General features: G+C 39.9%; 16 protein-coding genes. All 16 read left to right on the top strand.

The window, feature by feature from the left end; genetic code table 11:
• The first annotated feature begins 9 nt into the window (after positions 1–9).
• Positions 10–648, top strand: coding sequence for a methyltransferase domain-containing protein (locus HXY43_RS01515; RefSeq protein ID WP_290879065.1), 639 nt, complete (start codon positions 10–12; stop codon positions 646–648).
• A 214-nt stretch (positions 649–862) separates the two neighbouring features.
• Complete coding sequence (gene htpG / locus HXY43_RS01510; RefSeq protein WP_290879063.1) at positions 863–2,866, top strand: molecular chaperone HtpG; 2,004 nt, start codon at positions 863–865, stop codon at positions 2,864–2,866.
• A gap of 300 nt (positions 2,867–3,166) precedes the next feature.
• Positions 3,167–3,403 (top strand): 50S ribosomal protein L28, encoded by a 237-nt coding sequence (gene rpmB, locus HXY43_RS01505; protein ID WP_290879062.1) that lies wholly within the window; start codon positions 3,167–3,169, stop codon positions 3,401–3,403.
• A 557-nt stretch (positions 3,404–3,960) separates the two neighbouring features.
• Positions 3,961–8,694: a hormogonium polysaccharide biosynthesis protein HpsA gene (gene hpsA, locus HXY43_RS01500; RefSeq protein WP_290879059.1), complete on the top strand. Its 4,734-nt coding sequence runs from the start codon at positions 3,961–3,963 to the stop codon at positions 8,692–8,694.
• A 186-nt stretch (positions 8,695–8,880) separates the two neighbouring features.
• Positions 8,881–9,516: a hormogonium polysaccharide secretion pseudopilin HpsB gene (gene hpsB, locus HXY43_RS01495; protein ID WP_290879057.1), complete on the top strand. Its 636-nt coding sequence runs from the start codon at positions 8,881–8,883 to the stop codon at positions 9,514–9,516.
• A gap of 22 nt (positions 9,517–9,538) precedes the next feature.
• Positions 9,539–10,531, top strand: a complete 993-nt coding sequence (gene hpsC / locus HXY43_RS01490; RefSeq protein ID WP_290879056.1) for a hormogonium polysaccharide secretion pseudopilin HpsC — start codon at positions 9,539–9,541, stop codon at positions 10,529–10,531.
• Between the two features lie 8 nt (positions 10,532–10,539).
• The gene (locus tag HXY43_RS01485; RefSeq protein WP_290879053.1) at positions 10,540–11,289 is read left to right on the top strand and encodes a Tfp pilus assembly protein FimT/FimU; all 750 of its coding nucleotides are present in this window, start codon (positions 10,540–10,542) and stop codon (positions 11,287–11,289) included.
• A gap of 179 nt (positions 11,290–11,468) precedes the next feature.
• Positions 11,469–12,431, top strand: coding sequence for a hormogonium polysaccharide biosynthesis glycosyltransferase HpsE (gene hpsE, locus HXY43_RS01480; protein WP_290879049.1), 963 nt, complete (start codon positions 11,469–11,471; stop codon positions 12,429–12,431).
• 44 nt (positions 12,432–12,475) lie between these two features.
• Positions 12,476–13,462, top strand: a complete 987-nt coding sequence (gene hpsE, locus HXY43_RS01475) for a hormogonium polysaccharide biosynthesis glycosyltransferase HpsE (RefSeq protein WP_290879046.1) — start codon at positions 12,476–12,478, stop codon at positions 13,460–13,462.
• A gap of 122 nt (positions 13,463–13,584) precedes the next feature.
• Positions 13,585–14,550, top strand: coding sequence for a glycosyltransferase (locus tag HXY43_RS01470; protein ID WP_290879044.1), 966 nt, complete (start codon positions 13,585–13,587; stop codon positions 14,548–14,550).
• Positions 14,551–14,610: 60 nt separating this feature from the next.
• Entirely contained in the window at positions 14,611–15,243 is a 633-nt protein-coding gene (locus tag HXY43_RS01465; RefSeq protein WP_290879041.1) for a Tfp pilus assembly protein FimT/FimU, read from the top strand.
• Positions 15,244–15,280: 37 nt separating this feature from the next.
• Positions 15,281–15,919 (top strand): TIGR04282 family arsenosugar biosynthesis glycosyltransferase, encoded by a 639-nt coding sequence (locus tag HXY43_RS01460; protein WP_290879039.1) that lies wholly within the window; start codon positions 15,281–15,283, stop codon positions 15,917–15,919.
• A 559-nt stretch (positions 15,920–16,478) separates the two neighbouring features.
• Positions 16,479–17,315, top strand: a complete 837-nt coding sequence (locus HXY43_RS01455; RefSeq protein WP_290879036.1) for an HpsJ family protein — start codon at positions 16,479–16,481, stop codon at positions 17,313–17,315.
• Between the two features lie 226 nt (positions 17,316–17,541).
• The gene (locus HXY43_RS01450; RefSeq protein WP_290879033.1) at positions 17,542–18,387 is read left to right on the top strand and encodes a glycosyltransferase family 2 protein; all 846 of its coding nucleotides are present in this window, start codon (positions 17,542–17,544) and stop codon (positions 18,385–18,387) included.
• A gap of 218 nt (positions 18,388–18,605) precedes the next feature.
• Entirely contained in the window at positions 18,606–19,361 is a 756-nt protein-coding gene (locus HXY43_RS01445; protein ID WP_290879031.1) for a YebC/PmpR family DNA-binding transcriptional regulator, read from the top strand.
• A gap of 604 nt (positions 19,362–19,965) precedes the next feature.
• Entirely contained in the window at positions 19,966–20,367 is a 402-nt protein-coding gene (locus tag HXY43_RS01440; RefSeq protein ID WP_290879029.1) for a BlaI/MecI/CopY family transcriptional regulator, read from the top strand.
• Positions 20,368–20,743 lie beyond the last annotated feature (376 nt).

Raw genomic sequence — 20,743 nt, 5'->3', positions numbered from 1 at the left:
GTGTATTTCATGCAACTTATCACTTCGTTAGATATTAGGAATTCGGAATATTTTGCTAAAGACAGGTTTATCAGCTATCACCACCAAATGCGCCTTATCTCTTCGCTTGGTAGTAAGGTAAAGAACATCTTAGAAATTGGAATTTTTAATTCGATTTTAAAAGACCTCCTCAAACTGAATGGCTACAACGTAACCACAGCCGATATTGACCCCAATTTAAAGCCAGATATAATTTTGGATCTGACAACAGACTTTTCATTGCCAAAAGATCAGTTTGATGTAATAGTACTTTTTCAAGTGCTGGAACACTTGCCTTATCCTGAGTCAGAAAAAGCCTTGCAGAAACTTGCAGATGCAACAAAGAGGTTTTTGGTGATTTCTATTCCCTACAACACCCAATATTTGGCACTCCAACTGAGATTTTCTTTCTTGCCTAGACCAAGACATTTATTCATAAAGATTCCTAAATTCTGGAGTACAAAACCTGTGTGTAACCAGCACTACTGGGAAATGGGATTAAAAGGATACTCCAAACAGCGAATTTTAAACTCCATTGCCAAAGTTGGGTTAACCGTCAAGCAAGAATTCCTTGACCCCACCAACCCATACCACTATTTTTTGGTATTAGAAAAAACTAAAATTACTTAGATAACAACTTAAATCAGCAGGGAGTAGGGAAATCCGAATCACGACTAGGGGGCAAACAATGCTAAAAAAAGGAACAAAAGCCTGAGTTCAACCTTTAAAATCCTAAATTGTTATTATGCCCTCTTGCTTTATTTAGGCTTTTCCTTGAAAGCAGAGGTTTAGGGTATATTTGCCACATTTGATATTCAAATACTTGCATCGAAGATTACCAATCATGCTAGAACAAGGAACCATCAGTATTCATACTGAGAATATTTTCCCGATCATCAAGAAATCCCTTTACTCAGATCACCAGATATTCTTGCGGGAACTTATATCCAATGCCGTCGATGCCATCCAAAAATTGAAAATGGTATCACGTGCTGGGGAATACTCTGGCGATATTGGCGAACCAGAAATTCAAATTGCAATAGACAAAAACAACAAAACTCTTTCTGTCACTGATAACGGTATCGGGATGACAGCAGATGAGGTGAAAAAATATATCAACCAGGTTGCATTTTCTAGTGCTGAAGAATTTATTCACAAGTATAAAAGCACATCCGAACAACCAATAATTGGTCACTTTGGTCTAGGCTTTTACTCCTCCTTCATGGTGGCGCAACAAGTCGAAATCGATACCTTATCTTACAAAGAAGGAGCGCAGGCAGTTCACTGGACTTGTGATGGTTCGCCAGAGTTTACTTTGGAAGATTCACCCCGCACCACTCGCGGTACAACAATTACTCTTCATTTGATGGAGGAGGAGCTAGACTATTTAGAATCTGCACGAATCAAGAATCTTGTCAAGACTTACTGCGACTTCATGCCAGTGCCAATCAAACTGGATGGCGAGGTATTAAATAGACAAAAAGCACCGTGGCGCGAGTCTCCCAGTAGCTTAAGTAAGGAAGATTATTTAGAGTTTTACCGCTATCTATATCCTTTTCAGGAAGAACCTCTATTGTGGGTGCATCTAAATACAGATTATCCCTTTATCATCAACGGGATTCTGTATTTTCCCAAACTAAAGCCGGATGTAGATGTCACTAAGGGGCATATTAAGCTATTCTGCAATCAAGTTTTTGTCAGCGAAAATGTAGAAGAGATTATTCCGCAATTTCTCTTACCGATGCGGGGTGTGATTGATAGTACCGATATTCCTCTCAACGTATCGCGTAGTGCTTTGCAAACCGATCGCACTGTCCGGAAAATTGGCGACTACATAGCTAAAAAAGTTGGCGATCGCCTTAAAGAACTGTACCGCGAAAATCGCGAACAATACATTAGCGCTTGGAAAGACCTCGGTACATTCGTGAAATTCGGGGTTATGAATGATGAGAAATTCAAAAAACAAGTCGAGGACATCCTCATTTTCCGTAGTACTGCTAAATTAGCAGAACAAGCAACTTCTGAAACCCCAGCAGTACAGGTACAGTCCGAAGAAGGGGATGCTTGGCAAGATGTCACTTCAACAACCTCTCCTGCTTCCCCCTCGCTTGCGGGGGGGACTGAGGGGGGATCATACACAACCCTGAAAGAGTATTTAGAACGCAACAAGGAACGCCACCAAAACCGCGTCTTTTACTGCACAGACGAAGCAGCGCAAGCCACCTACGTAGAACTGCACAAAAAACAAGGGTTAGAAGTCCTATTCATGGACTCCTTCATCGATACCCACTTCATCAACTTCCTTGAACGCGAATATCAAGATGTCAAATTTACGCGGGTAGACTCCGACTTGGATCAAACCCTGCTAGATAAAGATCAAGCTGGAGAAATTGTTGACCCGAAGACCAACAAAACTCGAAGCGAGACGATCAAAGAGCTATTTGAGAAAGCTCTCAACAAACCTAGGTTAAACATCCGCACTGAAGCCTTAAAATCAGACGATCCACAAGGTACACCACCCGCAATGGTGTTGTTACCAGAGATTCTGCGTCGCCTGCGGGAGATGAACGCCTTAATGCAGCAGCAAGCAGCAGAGTTTCCCGAAGACCATATTTTACTCGTAAATACTACTCATCCCCTAATTCAGAATTTGACAACTCTCAGTCAAAGCAGCATCATTCAGGGTGAAGGCGAATCACCAACCGGTCAGCTAGTCAATATGATTTGTCAACATATCTATGACTTGGCACTAATGACTCAAAAAGGGTTTGACGCTGAAGGGATGAAAGCCTTTGTTGAGCGTTCCAACGAAGTCTTAACTAAGTTGACAGAACAGGCTGCTAAGTAACCTCACCCCCTAACATCCTCTCTACCTGCGGAGAGGGGAAATATTTTCCCCTCTTTACTTGTGAGAGGAACTAGGATCTGTTTTCAAACTACTCCTGACACTATCCCAAATTTTCAGATCCCCCATTATCCCTCTTGTAAAGGGAGACTTAAAAGTAATTTTCCCCCTTTGTAAGGAGGGTTAGGGGGGATCTAAGAGTTTGAAAACACGTCCTAGGGGTGGGGTAATAGCTTTTTGCTAGCCAAACGATTCTATACAATAGAAGATCGTGTTCAAAATAAATTGGAGAATTTAGTCATCATGTCTCGTCGCTGTCAATTAACTGGTAAAAAGGCAAATAATGCCTTTGCTATTTCGCACTCTCACCGTCGTACTAAGCGCCTTCAGCAGGTCAACCTCCAAACTAAGCGTGTTTGGTGGCCCCAAGGAAACCGCTGGGTGAGACTCAAGCTGTCCACCAAAGCGATCAAAACTCTAGAAAAGAAAGGGTTAGAAGCGATGGCAAAAGAAGCAGGAATTAACCTTAATCATTACTAATTCCCAGGTAGTTTCTCAATCCACTTCTGTGGGTAAACACAGTAGTGAGGCTTAGCCTCATTACTGTTTTCGCGATACTTCATAGTTACTCTGTTGAAAATACGTAAATTAAAGTTATAAATAATATAAGTATGCAGCCTCTCCACATGGAGGGGCTTTTAAGTATTTAATATCTTTTTGAGTATGATAAGTTTCTCAAACTAAGTGGGTACTATAAGCTTACTCTACTCATAACCACTTTTAAGATTTCACATATGACTAAACAATTGTTTCTACTGATTGCTTGCGAAATTATGGCGTTACTATCCTTTGTAGGCTATAAATTAATAGTTTCAGAGGTAATGAAAGATTTACCGGAAAGTCTAATAAATTCACAAAAAATATAACTATTGGTAGGAATTGATTGTGTAGATAGCGCTTGTTTTTGTATTCAAAAGATATGCGATCGCCACATTCAATTAATTTGAAAACTGACATGCAAATCCTGGGTCAGTCATTTTTTCAATAACATCAGAAATTTCAAAACTTGTTCACAAATACTTGACGAGGAAGTGGCTATGTACCTAAATAGCAAATTAGTCAAGGTAATCAGAAAATATTGTCAAACACTTTGCCAGCAATCGCAATCAACAATTAAAGAGCAATTGTTGTGGTTCGTCAGAATATACTTTCTTACTAGAAGGCAAACAGATTGGGTTAACTCCGGTTTCGTATTACCAACGGTGGCAATGGTGTCACTAGTAGTTGTGCTGTTAACCACAGCAATTTTATTTAGGTCATTTGAACGTTCCAAAAATGCTAGTAATGTCCGTGTGAATGAAGTAGTTCTTAAAGCTGCTACTCCTGCTTTAGAACGTGCTAAAGCGAAAATTAGCGAATTATTTGCCGATCCAACATTGCCGAGAGCTGTTCCATCTAATGCTACACTTTATAACACCTTATTTTCTAAGCGAAATGTCTACACTTTGGGCGATGAAACTCCCCTGACTTTAGCTTATGACCTGGACAAAGATAAAGACATTGAATCACCTACAAGTGGAACTTTAGAAGAAAAAGAAATACTACAGACAGCTTGGAAATTTCCTGTTGATACCGATAATAATGGCAAATTTGATAGCTTTACCCTCTACGCTGTTTACTTCCGAAATCCACCTTATATTGGTGCTAACCCTGCCCGCCAACGCAGTCCTCTTGATGGACGAACAGCACCTTTATCAAGCAATGCTTGTGATGCTGCAGGTGAAACTAGCGCCAGCTTGGTAGGTAGTTCTGGCTGGTATAAAACACCTACAGGTGAATTGAAGAAAAGCTTTTTTGTCTACGCAGTCACTGTTCCTATAACAAATAAAGGTAGTTTGGGTGACAGCTATGAAGAATTTAAAGGAAACAGAGGCTTTTCAGCCATAGAAATGCAACAAGATCGAATTCAGTTGCCTATTACGAATAACGCTGTAGTGTATGAGGACGACTTAGATATCACACCTGGCCCACAATTTTATTTGAATGGACGTATATTCACTAATAGTAATTTCTTCACGGGGGAAAGTTTTCAAGATATCAGGTTATTTCAAGTCAGCAGTTTTAAATCCTGTTACTATGAGCGAGAAAATAGCAAAATTATTGTTGGAGGTAATGTTGCTACTAACTCTGCTATAGCAGGTTCTAATAATTATAAAAGTCCAACTGAAATAGATCTATTTGATGAAAATAATTTACCAACTAAAAAACAGCTTGAATCAAAACATGCATCATCCAATACAAATGGCCCAAACCAAGTTGCCTATAACAGTCAAGCTTACGCTGAACGTATAGACTTATTGGTAAAAGCTCAATTTGCTAGAAATAAGGATTATGACCCCCAAGAAGTCAAAGATAGTATAGCCAGACGCATAGCTAGTGACCCTAACTTAGACCCTGATAAAGTTCGACGGGAAGAATTAGAAATTTACTTCCGCAAGCGTACCAGACGTGTACCATTTAATGAAGTACCTTTTGGAACATCTGGTATTGGTAGCTACGATGAAACGAATGTTCTGCAAGGAACTGATATTACCGATAGTAATAATAATAGTAATAATAAGCTGCGACCACCAGATGCATGGATATATCCTACAGATACCAACACTACTTTGACATTAAAAACAACAAACTTACCTGCTACAGATCCTGAGGTAGTAGAAACAACTCCTGTCAAAGAAAATGAGATAGGCGATCGCATACTGGCAGGTAACAACCTCCCTGAACTCAGATGGGATAACACAAAACAAGAGTTTGTAGGAGAGAATAACCCCCAAGAAATCACTGGTGTGAAGTGGAATAGCAGCAAAAAAACTCGTACCCGCACCACTCGCGTGAAACAATTAGCTGACTTGGGTGTAACAGGACGTGACGGTTTTTGGGAAAACGCAGCCGCTTCACCCCGCGCTGACAATCTTGATGTTGTGGGTGGTCTCCGTGTTATAACTGGTGCGGGTGTATATATGAGCATGGGATCTTTATTACCACTACCCCCGCAGCCTGCAGATAATCCCAATACACCAGAAAAAGAAGACAAAGCTCCTGTAGTTTGGTCGGATGCTATGCCTATGCTCGTTCCCGATCCAAGCAACCCAAGCAATACATCGCGTGGTCATTTAGTGATGCGTGCTACTGCGGTTTATCACTACAATGACGATCCCTATACCCCTCAAACAAAAGCAACAGATACCCAAACGCCCATTGCTTGCGTTAGTAGTTACTATAACCCAACCAACGCAAACACGATTGTCAATGGCACAATGGCACAGGTGAATGCTGGTACTCACTCTAACAACGGTGTGAGTTACGCTGTTTCTAGCACTACAGCCAAAGATATCACCAGGGGTCAAACTACAAATAGCGATGGACTATTTACCATAGCTTCTGGCGCTGAGGATGTCACAAATACAGGTGTCTCTTTGATAGAGCGTTTGAAGTATCAAGCAAACTTAGTCTTTCCCAATGGTCAGTTTGTCAATCCACTGCTGCGACAAGCCCTGAAAAAGGCCACAACTAAACCTCTGACTTTGTCAGAACAGTCTGCACTTGACTCCAGCATCTGCGCCATACAAATTGCTGATGGTACTCTTAGTACTAATAGCAGTGTCATTCCCAATGATGCAATCAAAGAAACAGCTTTTCTTGACGCTAGACAAATAAAAGCCATTGATAAAGGTACACCTACAGGAAAATACGATCTCGAAATCGAACAGCGTCAGCCCTTAGAAATTCGCGCCACTGTCATTGATTTAGACAAGCTACGTAAAAAATCAATCACTGGTACTTGGTCTAAAGAGTACCTACTACCAAACAGTGGAATTATCTACGCCTCCCGTGATGATGCACGAGCAGATCGCAGCGATCCAAGTAGTTCTAACGTCAGCGCCACTGACTACAAGCTAGACCCAAACCGTCGCCCCAACGCCATTATGTTGATTAATGGCAAAGACATCAGTCGTGAAAATGATTACAGACCAGAGGAAAAAGGCTTAATTTTAGCAACAGACTTGCCCGCATATATCAAAGGCGATTTTAACCTACACACCAAGCAAGAATTCAAAGGAAGCGATTTTTTGAGTTCTCCAGACGATTGGACAACAGGCACAGATCCCAATATTAAATTTTACACCCGTTCTGACCGCGATCCAGACTTTGCTTGTCGTCCTAAAGACCCCAGGCTTCCAAAGTGTAGCACCGGCGAAACCTGGCGACCTGCATCAGTGCTTGCTGATGCTGTCACTGTGCTTTCTAATAATTTCCAGGAAGGTTTTCGTGATGATGGTGATTATGACCTGCGGAATAACCAGACAGATACCAGCGATGCAGCTGATGTGAGTAGTACTCGACTGAAAAACGGCTTCTGGGATAATAACTTTGTTACCTCTAGAAATTTTACAGACGCTGACTATTCTGGCAGTAGTGGCTCTCCGCCCAACAGTTCTTATTTCAACAACTTTGTCACACCGATTCAGCGACGAGTTAGCTTTCCAGAGTATGTTATGGAAATGTGTCTCAAGATACCTGTATCGGAATGTACAAAACCAGAAGATTGGGTGGTTGGCTATGATGGTGATTTAAGCAAGCATTCATGGGAACTACCACTAGGTGCAGAGCGCAATAAACTGATGGCTGGTACTACAGCCTCATCTGCAACAGGTTATGAGCGATACCCCCGTCGGGTTGCGTTTAAACGTAATTCCAGTGGTGAATTGGTTGATACATACGACAATGTGATAGATCCAAATAATATTACCAATCCTCCCATCGCTCTGGGAATCAAGAGTAGTAAGATTGATAGTTCAGGATTTCCACCTGATAAAGCAAACAATGCTTTGTGGTTTACTACAGTCAATTCATCTGATACAGCTAATCCACCAACTCAGAAAGTATACACTAACACGACTCGTCTTTTTTACAGCTTTCCCACTGGTGCAGACGCAAAACACCAACCGTTGTTAGAACCAATCTTGCAGATCCACGTACTGAACAAAAATCCTAATAAAGATATAAAAGACACTACTACTTATCTCAACTTGGTTGAGTTAGGTACTGATTTGAAGCCCCAAAGCAAAAAAGATAGAGTGAAATATACCAGATGGCTGGCAAAAGCTACAGAGACTACATTTAATTTGGTTATTGCTGCGGGTGATACACCTACCCGTGTAGGAAATACAAGCAACCCATATTATGAAAACAACGGCGGTTTGCATAATTTCGTCCGCTTCATAGAAAGCTGGGATAATGGCGGTGCTAGTGGTGCAAGCGATCCAATCAACGCAAATATTACAGGTTCATTCATTCAGTTTAAACGTAGTATTTTTGCAACAGCTCCTTTCCAAGTATTTACCAGACCTGGTGCTAACGATAATCCTAATGTCAAAAGTCTGTTTTCTGAAAGACAAGGAGTTTATTACAACACCGATAGTACTGGATATGGGGAAGCCCCTTTCTACATGGCTCCTAAACGAAATTGGGGTTTTGATGTAGCATTACTATCTCAAAACCCTGACTTGTTCGCCCAGCGTTTTGTAATCCCTAATACAGATCCACCTAACGAATACTATAGAGAAGTTCCTCGGGACGATCGCTGGGTACAAACCTTGCTATGTGCAGTTCAAGAAACAGAAGAAGACGATACATCGAAAAACAGCTTTGATACTGGATTCAATATCAAAATCTACGACTCAACTAACAAAACTACCACTACAACAAGTACTAAATATGCGCTACCTGCGTCTGAACGTCCCAGTACTTGTCCAGTGACTCCAAATTGAGTTCTTTCTCTGATATAGCGTTTATTAAGCAACTGAGGTACACCTAAATCTTTTTTACCAAGGTTAGTAGTTTTGAAAACGTACCTCACCAGGTCGGAAACCTCTATAGTTGCAAGTCTGGAGTAAAGTCCACCTCTGCAAACATAAATTCCAGCTTTGCTCACCAACTGCAAGGAGAAAATGATCATGAAACTGCACGTATTGCAAAAACGACTTCCTCATTCTTGTGATGCTGGTTTTACGATTGTTGAATCGCTGGTAGCACTACTTGTAGCAGCAATTTTACTAGCAGCGATCGCACCTGTACTTGTTCTCTCAACTGCAACTCGCGTGCAATCCAGAAGAGTAGAACTCGCAACCATAGCAGCGAAAACATATGTTGATGGTGTGAAATCAAATACCATTGCCGATCCACCTGCCACGAACCCTATCACTACTACTCCAGATCAATATAGTGTTCCGACCGCAGGAAGTTTAACGTGCAACACAGCAAATGACTATTGTTCGAAAAAAGATTTGTACTGTGTGGATGGCGATGCTGATAACAAGTGTACGGATACTAGTGCCAAAGATTTGGTAATTCAAGCTTTTCGATATAACTCCCAATCTTCTGAGGCTAACAACGGCTATAACTTAACTTTACGTATTTACAGAGCAGATGGTTTTAAAGGTAGTGCTGCTTTGAAAAAGAGTACTAAACAAGCTACTTTCACGGGTGGAATAGGCGATCGTAAAGCACCACTACTAGAGATGACTACTGAAATCGCCAAAGGTCAAACCTCCTATAGCTCTTTATGCCAAAGACTTGGTGGTTGCAAATAATTAGAGGAGCAATGAAAGCATAATGAATACACTGAGATGGGTGTTAAGTACTCAGCTAAAAATATGGAAGCAGCACAAGAATAATAGCGGCTTCACACTGATTGAATTACTAGTGGCGATGATCTTGGCAGTCCTTGTCATCACGCCTTTGCTAGGATTTATGCTCAACATTTTAGATAGCGATCGCCAAGAGCAAGCGAAGGTAAACTCTGAACAAGAAATTCAAGCTGCTGCTGATTTTATCACTCGCGATTTACAACAGGCTTTTTATATCTACGATGCAACTGGTGTGGATGCTATCAAATCTCAACTTCCATCTGTAACAGATGGAGAGCCAGTACTTGTCTTTTGGAAGCGAGAATTTGCTCCAGAAGCGGCTATTACCAAAACAAAAGATAGCGGCGGAAAAGAGATAAATTTTAAAGACGACGCCTTTGTTTATTCATTAGTTGCCTACTATTTAATCAAAGATAATAACGATAATTGGTCTAAAGCAGCACGCATTGCCAGATTTCAAATTAAAGACGGCTATCTCAATAGTAATGGCAATACTTGTACTAAAACATACGATACTACTAGTAAGTTTAGCCTCTGTCCTGATGTTGGTTTTCAACCATTGGATTTATCACAAAATGGTAAAACAATACAAGAAAAGATGAATGGCTGGACAAAATTAAAAGATCAAGATTACACTCAAAAACCAATTGTTTTAGTTGATTTTATTGACCAAACCACAACGACACAAAAAGCACCAGATGCGACTTGCCCTTCAGGCTTTGCCGTTGTGCCATCCAGTCTTACCAGTAGTACTTCAACTAAGAGGACAGGCTTCTATGCTTGCGTACAGTCGGTAAGTTCTAGTAATAAAAGTATTGCTGAGATTTATTTACGTGGTAATGCTCTAGCTCGTCTCAACAATGATGAAAATAAAATAATTTATAACTCCAGCAAATTGACTTATTTCCCATATGCAAAAGTCAGGATTGAAGGACGTAGTTTTATCTTCACTAAGTAGGTCTTCAATTGATAAATATTTATTCAAAATTAATCAGTATAAAAAGCATAAGCAAGTTAATGATGTCACAAAACTATTATTCACAGAAACTAATAAAAAGATTAAAACATCTACAACTAAAAACTATCTGTTATGTCTTCATCCATCGACAAAAGAATGCAGGCTATACCTTAATAGAGATGATTGTTGTGGTACTAATGGTAGGGATTTTAGCAGCAATAGTTAGTCCTACTTGGTTGGCCTTTGTTAACAGACAGAGAGTAAATAAAGCTAACGACGCTGTTTTTGCAGCACTTCAAGAAGCCCAGCGAGAAGCTAAGAAGAAAAAATTAAGCTATAGTGTGAGTCTTAAACATGAAGACGGAATTCCCAAAATATTAATTCATAATGGCAAGATTCCACCTGCTTCTGGATGGAAGAATTTAGGCGAAGATATGGGATTTAAATCAGGTCAAATTGCTTTGTATACTAACCTTGACACTAAATTTCAGGGAGACGGCAGTAGTGCTAACAAAAAAGCCTCTACAAAAGTCGATTATCAAAAATCAGGAAGTGGGACTATTACTTTTGATTACATGGGAACTCTTCCTGATGTGAATCTGGGAACTGCTGGTGGTTCCTCAGATCAACTTGGCTTCAAAATCGCTGTTGCTATTCCTAAAACCGGAAGTTATGAAGCTACAAATGTCAGACGATGCGTGATTTTAGATACTCTCATTGGTGGAATGCGTACAGCAAAAGATAAAGAATGTGAATAGTTTCTGTACGATTTTACTCAAAATTCAATATAAATACTGAAGATAAAATCGCACTCAGAAAGCAAACTGGATTTACTAGGTACAGTTTTATTTTTGGTAACTATCACAATTTTGAGGATGTGTTAGCTACTAAGTATTTGATTACTTTTTATCTCAAAAAATAATAAATAAATTTGATTATGAATGAAGAATACCTAGATTTTACCGTAGCCATACCAACTTATAACGGTGAAAGTCGCTTGCCAAGACTATTAGAGCTATTGCAAAATCAAATTCATACCGAACATCTTTCTTGGGAAATTATTATTGTAGATAATAACAGCACCGATCGTACAGCAGATGTTGTTAAGACTTATCAAATAAATTGGCAATGCCCTTATTCTTTAAAGTACTGCTTTGAAGCTCAACAAGGAGCAGCATACGCCAGACAGCGAGCAGTGGAGGAAGCTAAGGGTAAACTTATAGGTTTTCTTGATGATGATAATTATCCAGCATCCAACTGGGTGGCAGCAGCGTATGCATTTGGGCAAGCGCATCCTCATGTAGGAGCATATGGTAGCCAAGTTCACGGTGATTTTGAAGTTGAACCTCCAGAAAACTTTGAGAAGATAGCTTGTTTTTTAGCCATCACTGAACGGGGTACAGAACCTCATAGATACGAACCACAATTAAAGATATTACCTCCAGGAGCTGGCTTGGTCGTTCGTAAACAAGCTTGGTGTCAAACAGTTCCTAAATGTCTTTTTTTAAATCACAAGGGTAGAGAAGCACTGTTAGCAAGTGAAGATTTAGAAGCAGTGCTACATATCCAGTTGGGTGGTTGGGAAATTTGGTATAACCCAGAAATGCATATTTACCATCAAATTCCAGCGTGGCGTTTACAAAGAGAATACTTAATTCGTTTATTTCGCTGTGTTGGCTTAAGTCGTCATCACCTGCGTATGCTCAGAACGCAACCTTGGTTAAGACCCATAGCGAGTTTGGGATATTTTATTAATGACTTACGCAAAATTACACTTATTTTACTTAAGTATAGAATTTCTATTCAAAGCGATTTAATTGTTTCCTGTGAAATGGAACTTTTAGTTAATAGTTTGTTCAGTCCTTTCTATCTTATGACAAAAAGGTTAAATTATTTTTAAAGAAAATCAACAATCAATACATAGTATCAATCAGTAGTTTAAATATGATTAATAATCGAGTTTTAGATTTGATTGAGAGTCAATCCTTAGATTTTACTTTAGCAATCCCTACATATAACGGTGGAAAATTATTACCTCGTCTCTTGGAAAAATTATGTTCACAAACTGGAGTAGAAGACTTAAAATGGGAAATTATTATTGTTGATAATAATAGCACCGACAACACAGCCGCAGTGATTCGTCATTACCAAAGTAATTGGCAGATTAATTGTCAGTTAAGGTATTTTCTGGAAACCAAACAAGGAGCCGCCTTTGCCAGATTACGTGCTGTAAGTGAAGCAAAAGGTGAGCTGATTGGGTTTTTAGATGACGATAATCTACCTGCATCTGATTGGATTGCACAAGCTGTTGCTTTTGCTAAAGAATATCCTTACGCCGGAGCTTTTGGTGGTCAAATACACGGTGATTTTGAAATCCAGCCACCAGAAAATTTTGCCAGAATCCAAAGCTTTTTGGCTATCAGAGAACGTGGAGACAAACCAAATTTATACGATCCAATAAATTTAAGTCTTCCTCCAGCAGCAGCGATTGTTATTCGTAGAAAAATATGGCGCGATCGCGTTCCTAGTCGTCCCTTTTTAACCGGAAAAGTTCCAGGGAAAATGGTGCAGGGTGATGATTATGAACCATTGCTTTATATACACAAGGCAGGCTGGGAAATTTGGTACAATCCAGCCATGCATACTTATCATCAGATTCCACATTGGCGATTAAAAAACTATTATTTACTATCTTTAGCTCGTGGTTGTGGTTTGTGTATTTGTCATCTGCGCTTGATCAATGCTCAAAACTGGCAAAAACCAATAATCTTCCTTAGAATTATTCTGGGTAACTTGCGTCGATTATTACAACATATTATTAAGTATAGGAGGCAATTACGAAATGATGCGATCGCACTTGTGGAAATGGAATTTTACTTGAGTAGTATGCTAAGTCCTTTTTATTTTTTAAAAACACTGATATGGAAGTGAGCAAGTCATTCTTGAAAGTTTAATATTCTAAAAATATTGGCGTCATTTATTACTATTTTAACTTCGATTTGATTCACCTTGGTACTTGTAAATGATGCTGGAACACTCTTCTAATTATTATCATGCCACTTATTTCTATAATTATCCCAACTTACAATAGCGAGAAGACTATTAAAAATACAATAGAATCGGTTTTGGAACAAACTTTGACAGACTATGAGTTAATTGTAATTAACGATGGCTCATCTGACTCAACATTAGATATAGTTTCCCAATTTCATGACCTTAGGATAAAAGTATTTTCCTATCCTCACCAGGGGGCAAATGTTAGCCGTAATATTGGTCTGACTCATGCAACTGGAGAATTTATTAGTTTCTTAGATGCAGATGACTTATGGACATCTGATAAACTTGCTAGTCAGATGAAGGCATTGCAAGAAAACCCTCAAACAAGTGTTGCTTATAGTTGGACTGATTATATAGATGAGAAAGGTGAATTCTTGCTTGCAGGCACACATATTAATGCAAATGGAGATGTGTATGAACAGCTATTAGTGAACAATTTTTTAGAGAATGGTTCTAATCCTTTGATTCGTAAAGAGGCTCTAATTAAATTAGGTGGATTTGATGAAAACTTGAGTGCCGGTCAGGATTGGGATATGTGGCTGCGATTAGCAAGAGAATTCAGTTTCGTTGCTGTACCTAAAGTTCAGATACTATATCGAAAAAGTTCTAATTCCCTGTCTTCTAATCTTGCCAGACAAGAAAAAGCCTGCCTGAAAGTACTTGATAAAGCGTATAATGTTAGTTCAAAAGATTTACAACATCTTCGCAAACAGAGCCTTACTAACCTGTACAAATACCTGACTTGTAAAGCAATGGAGAAGCCATTCAATCGACAAAAAGGTTTAGCGGCGGCTAGATTTTTATGGAAATATTTCATCAACGATCATTCAAGATTACATCATAAAAAATTAACGCTAAAACTCTTATTTAAAATAGCCTTGATCGTGATATTACCCTCTACTTTATCGACAGAATTATTAACTGCTATAAAGACGAAAACGAAGAAACTGAAGAATTCATAAATATCCGGACAATCGAAAGCATACCAGTAAATAAAAATAGATATTCTGGTGTGTTTTTATATGTCTAATTATGCAAAAATTTTTTTGAAAAATAGCTCTCTTAGCGGCTTCACGCTGCTGGAGACGCTGGTAGTGATTTTAGCAATTGGTATATTAACAGCGATCGCCCTACCTAACTGGCTAACTTTTGTAGACATTCAACGCCTCAACGCTGCTCAAAGTGAAGTCTACAGCGCTATGCGCCAAGCCCAAAGCCAAGCTAAAAAGGAAAAATTGAACTGGCAAGCTAGCTTTCGTGAACAAAACGGTATCGTTAAGTGGACAGTTCATCAAGCTGAAGCAGGTAAATTCATTCCTGATAGTGTCAGTGCCAACGATAATCTATGGCATAACCTTGATAAAAATATTCGCATCGATCAAGAGCAAAACAACAAAGGTAAATACGAGACAACTTTACGAAAGCAATCTTCACAGCAAGCTTGGCGAGTGATTTTTAACTACCAAGGTTGTCCCGTTTATGAAGTTGGAAATGAATGTCTCCATACATCTCTACAAGCACTAGGACAGATAACCTTGTACAGTCAAAACGGTGGCAAAGCTAAACGTTGTGTCTACGTTTCGACGATTTTAGGGGCGATGCGAATGGGAAAAGAGCATACCCAAGCCAACAACAACGATAAATACTGCTATTAAGATATTATTTATTGGTTGAATTTACACAAGAAATTACGTGCTGAAATCACCAGAGATCGCGAAACAGCACCTGATTATTTTTACTCGCTATCCGGAACCAGGCAAGACAAAAACCCGACTCATAGCTGTTTTGGGAACTGAAAGTGCTGCTGAACTCCAGCGCCAAATGACTGAACATACGCTATTTCAGGTTCAACAATTGCAAAAGACAACTGCTGTTTCTGTAGAAGTGCGGTTTGCTGGTGGCAATATTGAACTGATGCAAAATTGGCTGGGGACTGATTTAGTTTATCAGTCTCAGGGTGAAGGGGATTTAGGGAAGCGGATGGAGCGATCGCTCTTGAATGCTTTTGTTGCAGGCGCACAATATGTAGTCATTATCGGCACTGATTGCCCTGGTGTCAATGCTCAGATTCTCGCAAAAGCCTTTGTAGAACTCCAGAAATGTGACCTTGTGCTTGGCCCAGCAATTGATGGTGGTTATTACTTGATTGGTTTGCGGCGTCTTGTTCCAGAATTATTCATTAACATAAATTGGGGAACTGCTCAAGTATTGCAACAAACTGTAGACATTGCTCATCAACTTAATTTATCAATAGTTTACTTGCCGACATTAGCCGATGTTGACCGTCCAGAGGATCTGCTTATTTGGGAAAAAGCTATTGGTGGGGAGTAGAGATGAGACAAAGTTGATTGTTGGTCGTTGGTTGTCAATTATCCAGCCTCTAGGTTTTTCCTGATTCGACTTGGTGTCTTAGTGTCTTGGTGGTTCAAGAAAATTTATTTTTTCACCACAAAGACACCAAGACACCAAGAAAATTTATTGTTTAGGATTGCACCACCAAAGGGCTAGAACACCAATTCAGTAATCTTCAAATTGGAAGAGAAGAAAAGGAGGACAAGGAGAGCCTTTTATTCATATTAAGCGCGTCTCCCACTCTCCGCGTCCCCGCGTCTTCTTCCCCTTCTCCCTTGTCTTACCGCACCAAGAATTCATGAATGTTGAATCGATGCTCTAGTATCTACTCTCCCTACCTACACATATAGTATCAACTAACACTAAGGGTTTCCGGAAGACACTAGTAACCGTAAGTGTTACCGTGGTGTATTGACAAAGACAAGAAAAATAATTAATCACCCAAAACTCTGGGTTTTCAACAATCCCTCAGAAATTGGAACGTTCAAGAAATTTGACATAGAATAGTCACTCATTCTTACTGAGTACGAGATGATGTATGAATAACAATTTTGCTGCTGTTACTGCTGCCCGTACACTGAAGGTGGTCGGGATAATTTTAATTTTGTCCTTTTTGCTTGACTTCGTGATTTTGTTGTTTCCTTTCCAACCAACCAATCGCCTATGGCAAATAGAGTTGGCAACAGCTTTGGTTGATCGGGGAATTGTGCCCTTGGTGGGTTTGGCTATGTTATTTGGCGGGTATTGGGCTGATACTGTTAATGATGGTCGCCCGTCTGGTATAGATTTAAGATTTCCAGGGCTAGTATTATCCTGTATCTTGGGTTTGATGTTCTTGCTAATTTTTCCTCTGCACCTCAACAATGTACGCCAAGCTAGTGTTCAAAGAGTAGAGCAAATCAACAAAGATGCAGAACAAGCAGAAACCCAACTGCAAAACCAGCTATCACAAGTGCAAGCTCAATTGAGTAACGAACAAATCAAAGTGGAGTTAGAAAAACAGAAAAACCAAGTTAAAGCTCAATTTAGCGAACTGCTCAAAGATGAGCAGAAATATCAGCAAGCACTTAATAACCCTAATCTTCCCCCTGCTGTAAAAGACCTACTCAAGAAGGCTAAAGGAAATCCCCAAGAACTAGATAAATTTATTGCTCAGCAAAGCGATCCGGAACAAGTTGCTAAGCAGCGACTTCAGAAAATTCGTCAGGATAAGGAAGAAGCTGAAAAACAAGCTAAAGAAAGAGCATGGAAATCTGGACTGCGAATTGGAATGAGCAGTTTGTTATTGTCCATCGGATACATTATCATCGGCTGGGCAGGATTAAGAACTATGGGTGCTGCACAAGGTAATGTCCGCAAAGCTACTGCACGTTAATACTTTAAGGCAGAAGCATAAATACAGTTATCAGTTAATTAAGCTGTTGTGCATTTAATTTACACTTGGCGGGGCGGGCAAGATGCCCACCCCACAAGAGTTTCCTTAGATTTTTGATTTGAGATTTTTTAAATTTCGGATTAGGCTTTATTAAAGATAAGTATGCGGTATTTGCGTAGACTAGAGAATCATTTATAACATTTATTAATGCTATAATGAGTTTGAAATGTTCTCAATTTACATATTGACTTATAACGAAGAGCTAGATATATCTGCTTGTATTGAGTCGGCAATGCTCTCAGATGACATTATTGTTGTGGACTCATGCAGTAGCGATCGCACTGTGGAATTTGCCAGTCACTATCCTATCCGCGTCGTTCAACACGCTTTTGAAAGCCACGGTCGTCAACGCACCTGGATGCTAGAAAATATACCTCCGAAATACGAATGGGTCTACATTCTTGAAGCTGACGAACGCATGACGCCAGAACTGTTTGCTGAATGCGAACAGGCAATTCACAATCCAAACTATATCGGCTACTATGTTGCCGAGCGCGTCATGTTCATGAATACCTGGATTCGCCGCAGTACCCAATATCCTCGCTACCAACTGCGGCTTTTCCGTCACGGTAAAGTCTGGTTTGCAGATTACGGTCATACAGAACGAGAAGTTTGTGACGGAGCAACCAGCTTTTTAAAAGAAACCTATCCTCACTACACTTGTAGTAAGGGTTTGAACCGCTGGATTGAAAAACATAACCGCTATTCCAGCGATGAAGCTAGAGAAACCCTATATCAACTAGAAAATGGAAACGTCAACTGGTGGCATTTGTTCTTTGGTAGTTCAGAAGTTGAACGTCGCCGCGCTTTGAAAGATTTGTCTTTGCGCTTACCCGCCAGACCTCTGCTACGTTTTTTGTATATGTACTTTATTTTGGGTGGTTGCTTGGATGGACGCGCTGGCTTGGCTTGGTGTACATTGCAGGCATTCTATGAGTACCTGATTTTGCTCAAAGTCTGGGAAATGAAGCATATGACTACACCCAGCTTAGATACTGTTATTAGTCAATAGTCAATAGTCAATGGTTATTAGTGAAAAAACTCTTGACTCTGGACTCTTGACTCTTGACTTTTTAATTTTTTTGGTAGTTTGTAAATAGCGTTGCACAATTATCATAGAGATTTTTTTGAACTTTCGCATACGGGCGCAAAGAATAGCAACTTGGCGTCTCTATGCCAGAGATAGATGTATCTTAATTTTTGAACAGACAGAGTTGACCGATTCAAAGTATGGCAGGACATAGTAAATGGGCCAATATTAAACGCCAGAAAGCAGTAGTGGATGCAAAAAAGGGTAAGACATTCACTCAGCTTTCACGTGCGATTATCGTTGCTGCCAGAAGTGGCATCCCAGATCCAGCAGGGAATTGTCAACTTCGCACGGCAATAGAAAAGGCAAAAGCAGCTGGCATACCAAATGACAATATTGAAAGGGCGATCGCCAAAGGTGCAGGTACTTTTGAAGGCGATGGTTCTCAACTGGAAACAATTCGTTATGAAGGTTATGGGCCTGGAGGAATTGCGATCTTAATTGAAGCCCTCACAGATAATCGCAATCGTACAGCAGCTGATTTGCGTGCAGCTTTTAGTAAAAATGGCGGTAATCTTGGCGAAACAGGATGCGTTAGCTGGATGTTTGCTCAAAAAGGTGTTTGTACTGTTGAGGAAGTAGAAGACGAAGAAAAGCTTTTAGAAGCATCCCTAGAAGGCGGTGCCGAGTCTTATGAAATGACAGAAGATCAAACTGCTGAGGTGTTCACTGAGGTGACAAATTTAGAAAAACTCAACCAAACCCTAAAAGAAAATGGCTTTCAGGTGAGTGATGCCGAATTGCGCTGGATTCCCGGTAACAATGTAGAAGTCAGCGATCCAGATCAGGCGCGATCGCTACTTAAATTGATTGACACCCTAGAAAGCTTGGATGATGTGCAAAACGTCACTGCTAATTTTGAAATGCCAGAACAACTAATGGCTGTTATGGCTTAGTCATTAGTCATTAGTTAAGAAAAAATATATTTGATGTTTTCGCCAAAGTCGGATGCTCTCTTTTGTGCTTCCTCAACTCCAGCATTCAGCGCTTGGTGCGCTGTTTCGTAACAGCCGAACAGGCATGAGTCAAAGTCGGCGATGGGGAATGGGTTGCGCTCTAAAGATGCCCTCAATAATTTACGCCAACAACTCTCATCTTTTTCTGAAATTACTCTTATCTAACAGTAGCGGACTTTTTTCCCTAGCTCAACAAAGTTATAAATGTTATCAAGAGGAATCTTTTTTTCTTCAACTAGTAATTCCTAGAACAATGTAAATAACTGGTGGTTACTAGCTATTATTTGCAGTCACTCCAGAAAGTAAATAATTAGCTTTATCAAAAAATAATATGTCAAACTTTGCCGGAAAAATTTCATAAAAATAAGACAATTTTTCAAACTGAACAGCAAGTATTTTTAGCCAAAATATTTGTTAAACTTCTAATTTATGTGTTCTTTCAAGCCTGTTAATGTACTTTGCGAGCTTAATCTCAATTAGTGATAGAGATAGCTAATTTTTTATTCTGATACCCTTTCCCTACACTTCAATTTAATGCAACATAATGTCTCCTTTACCCAACCATCGTCCTCAGAAACTCTCCCTCGGTTTCTTGGAGAAAGAAATTTTGCACATTATCTGGGAACTAGGTAGCGTCACCGTCAAAGATGTGCATGAACGTATTTTGGCTGATCCAAAGCGACGGCTAACCTCTGCTTCAGTGACAACTATTCTCAATCGTTTGACTACAAAAGGTTGGCTTGTGTGCAATAAAGAGAGTCGTCGGAATTACAGATGGCAAGCACTAGTATCACAACAAGAGGCGCAGATACTCCAAGCTTATGAGCAATTGCATCAATTCTTGGCAGTAGGTAATCCAGATGTGGTTGCAGCCTTTGCCGATAGCCTGGATCAAGATAGTGTGGAAAAATTTGAAGCGATCGCACGTATGTTGCCGAGGCATTAAACCTGAATTTGATTCGTCAATGCAATACGAACAAACAAAGCGGGTGTTGGTGAAACTAAGTATGAATCAGGCGATCGCTCTGATTCATACTTATTTCCCTGATCGATGACTTGTAGCTAACCTGCGGCAGCTAGCTGTGTTGGTAAAAAATCGCGGCTCAAAATCTAGCAATAATGATATAGTTACTCCAATCGGTTCTGATGGAGAGTAGCCATCAGACGCAAGGGGGAAAGTCCGGTGAAAATCCGGCGTACACTTTACTATCTTTCCACTTCCAGGTAATGGTTCTAGTAGATACGGGCTTTGGTTCTGTGCAATTTTTACAGGGTGTCCGAAAGAAAAAATACCATATAATTGCTGGTATCGCTTGTACCCG

The sequence above is a fragment of the Fischerella sp. genome (genome assembly GCF_013388695.1).
Lineage (GTDB): Bacteria > Cyanobacteriota > Cyanobacteriia > Cyanobacteriales > Nostocaceae > PCC9605.
Note: the sequence above shows the minus strand (reverse complement) of the source record. Positions and strands in the feature narration are given on the sequence as shown.

Coding starts and splice junctions, on each gene's coding strand:
- HXY43_RS01445 (WP_290879031.1), top strand. CDS start 18,606: ATGGCAGGACATAGTAAATGGGCCAATATTAAACGCCAGAAAGCAGTA.
- hpsE (WP_290879049.1), top strand. CDS start 11,469: ATGAATGAAGAATACCTAGATTTTACCGTAGCCATACCAACTTATAAC.
- HXY43_RS01450 (WP_290879033.1), top strand. CDS start 17,542: ATGTTCTCAATTTACATATTGACTTATAACGAAGAGCTAGATATATCT.
- hpsA (WP_290879059.1), top strand. CDS start 3,961: ATGTACCTAAATAGCAAATTAGTCAAGGTAATCAGAAAATATTGTCAA.
- HXY43_RS01470 (WP_290879044.1), top strand. CDS start 13,585: ATGCCACTTATTTCTATAATTATCCCAACTTACAATAGCGAGAAGACT.
- hpsC (WP_290879056.1), top strand. CDS start 9,539: ATGAATACACTGAGATGGGTGTTAAGTACTCAGCTAAAAATATGGAAG.
- HXY43_RS01465 (WP_290879041.1), top strand. CDS start 14,611: ATGTCTAATTATGCAAAAATTTTTTTGAAAAATAGCTCTCTTAGCGGC.
- hpsB (WP_290879057.1), top strand. CDS start 8,881: ATGAAACTGCACGTATTGCAAAAACGACTTCCTCATTCTTGTGATGCT.
- hpsE (WP_290879046.1), top strand. CDS start 12,476: ATGATTAATAATCGAGTTTTAGATTTGATTGAGAGTCAATCCTTAGAT.
- HXY43_RS01440 (WP_290879029.1), top strand. CDS start 19,966: ATGTCTCCTTTACCCAACCATCGTCCTCAGAAACTCTCCCTCGGTTTC.
- HXY43_RS01515 (WP_290879065.1), top strand. CDS start 10: ATGCAACTTATCACTTCGTTAGATATTAGGAATTCGGAATATTTTGCT.
- htpG (WP_290879063.1), top strand. CDS start 863: ATGCTAGAACAAGGAACCATCAGTATTCATACTGAGAATATTTTCCCG.
- HXY43_RS01455 (WP_290879036.1), top strand. CDS start 16,479: ATGAATAACAATTTTGCTGCTGTTACTGCTGCCCGTACACTGAAGGTG.
- rpmB (WP_290879062.1), top strand. CDS start 3,167: ATGTCTCGTCGCTGTCAATTAACTGGTAAAAAGGCAAATAATGCCTTT.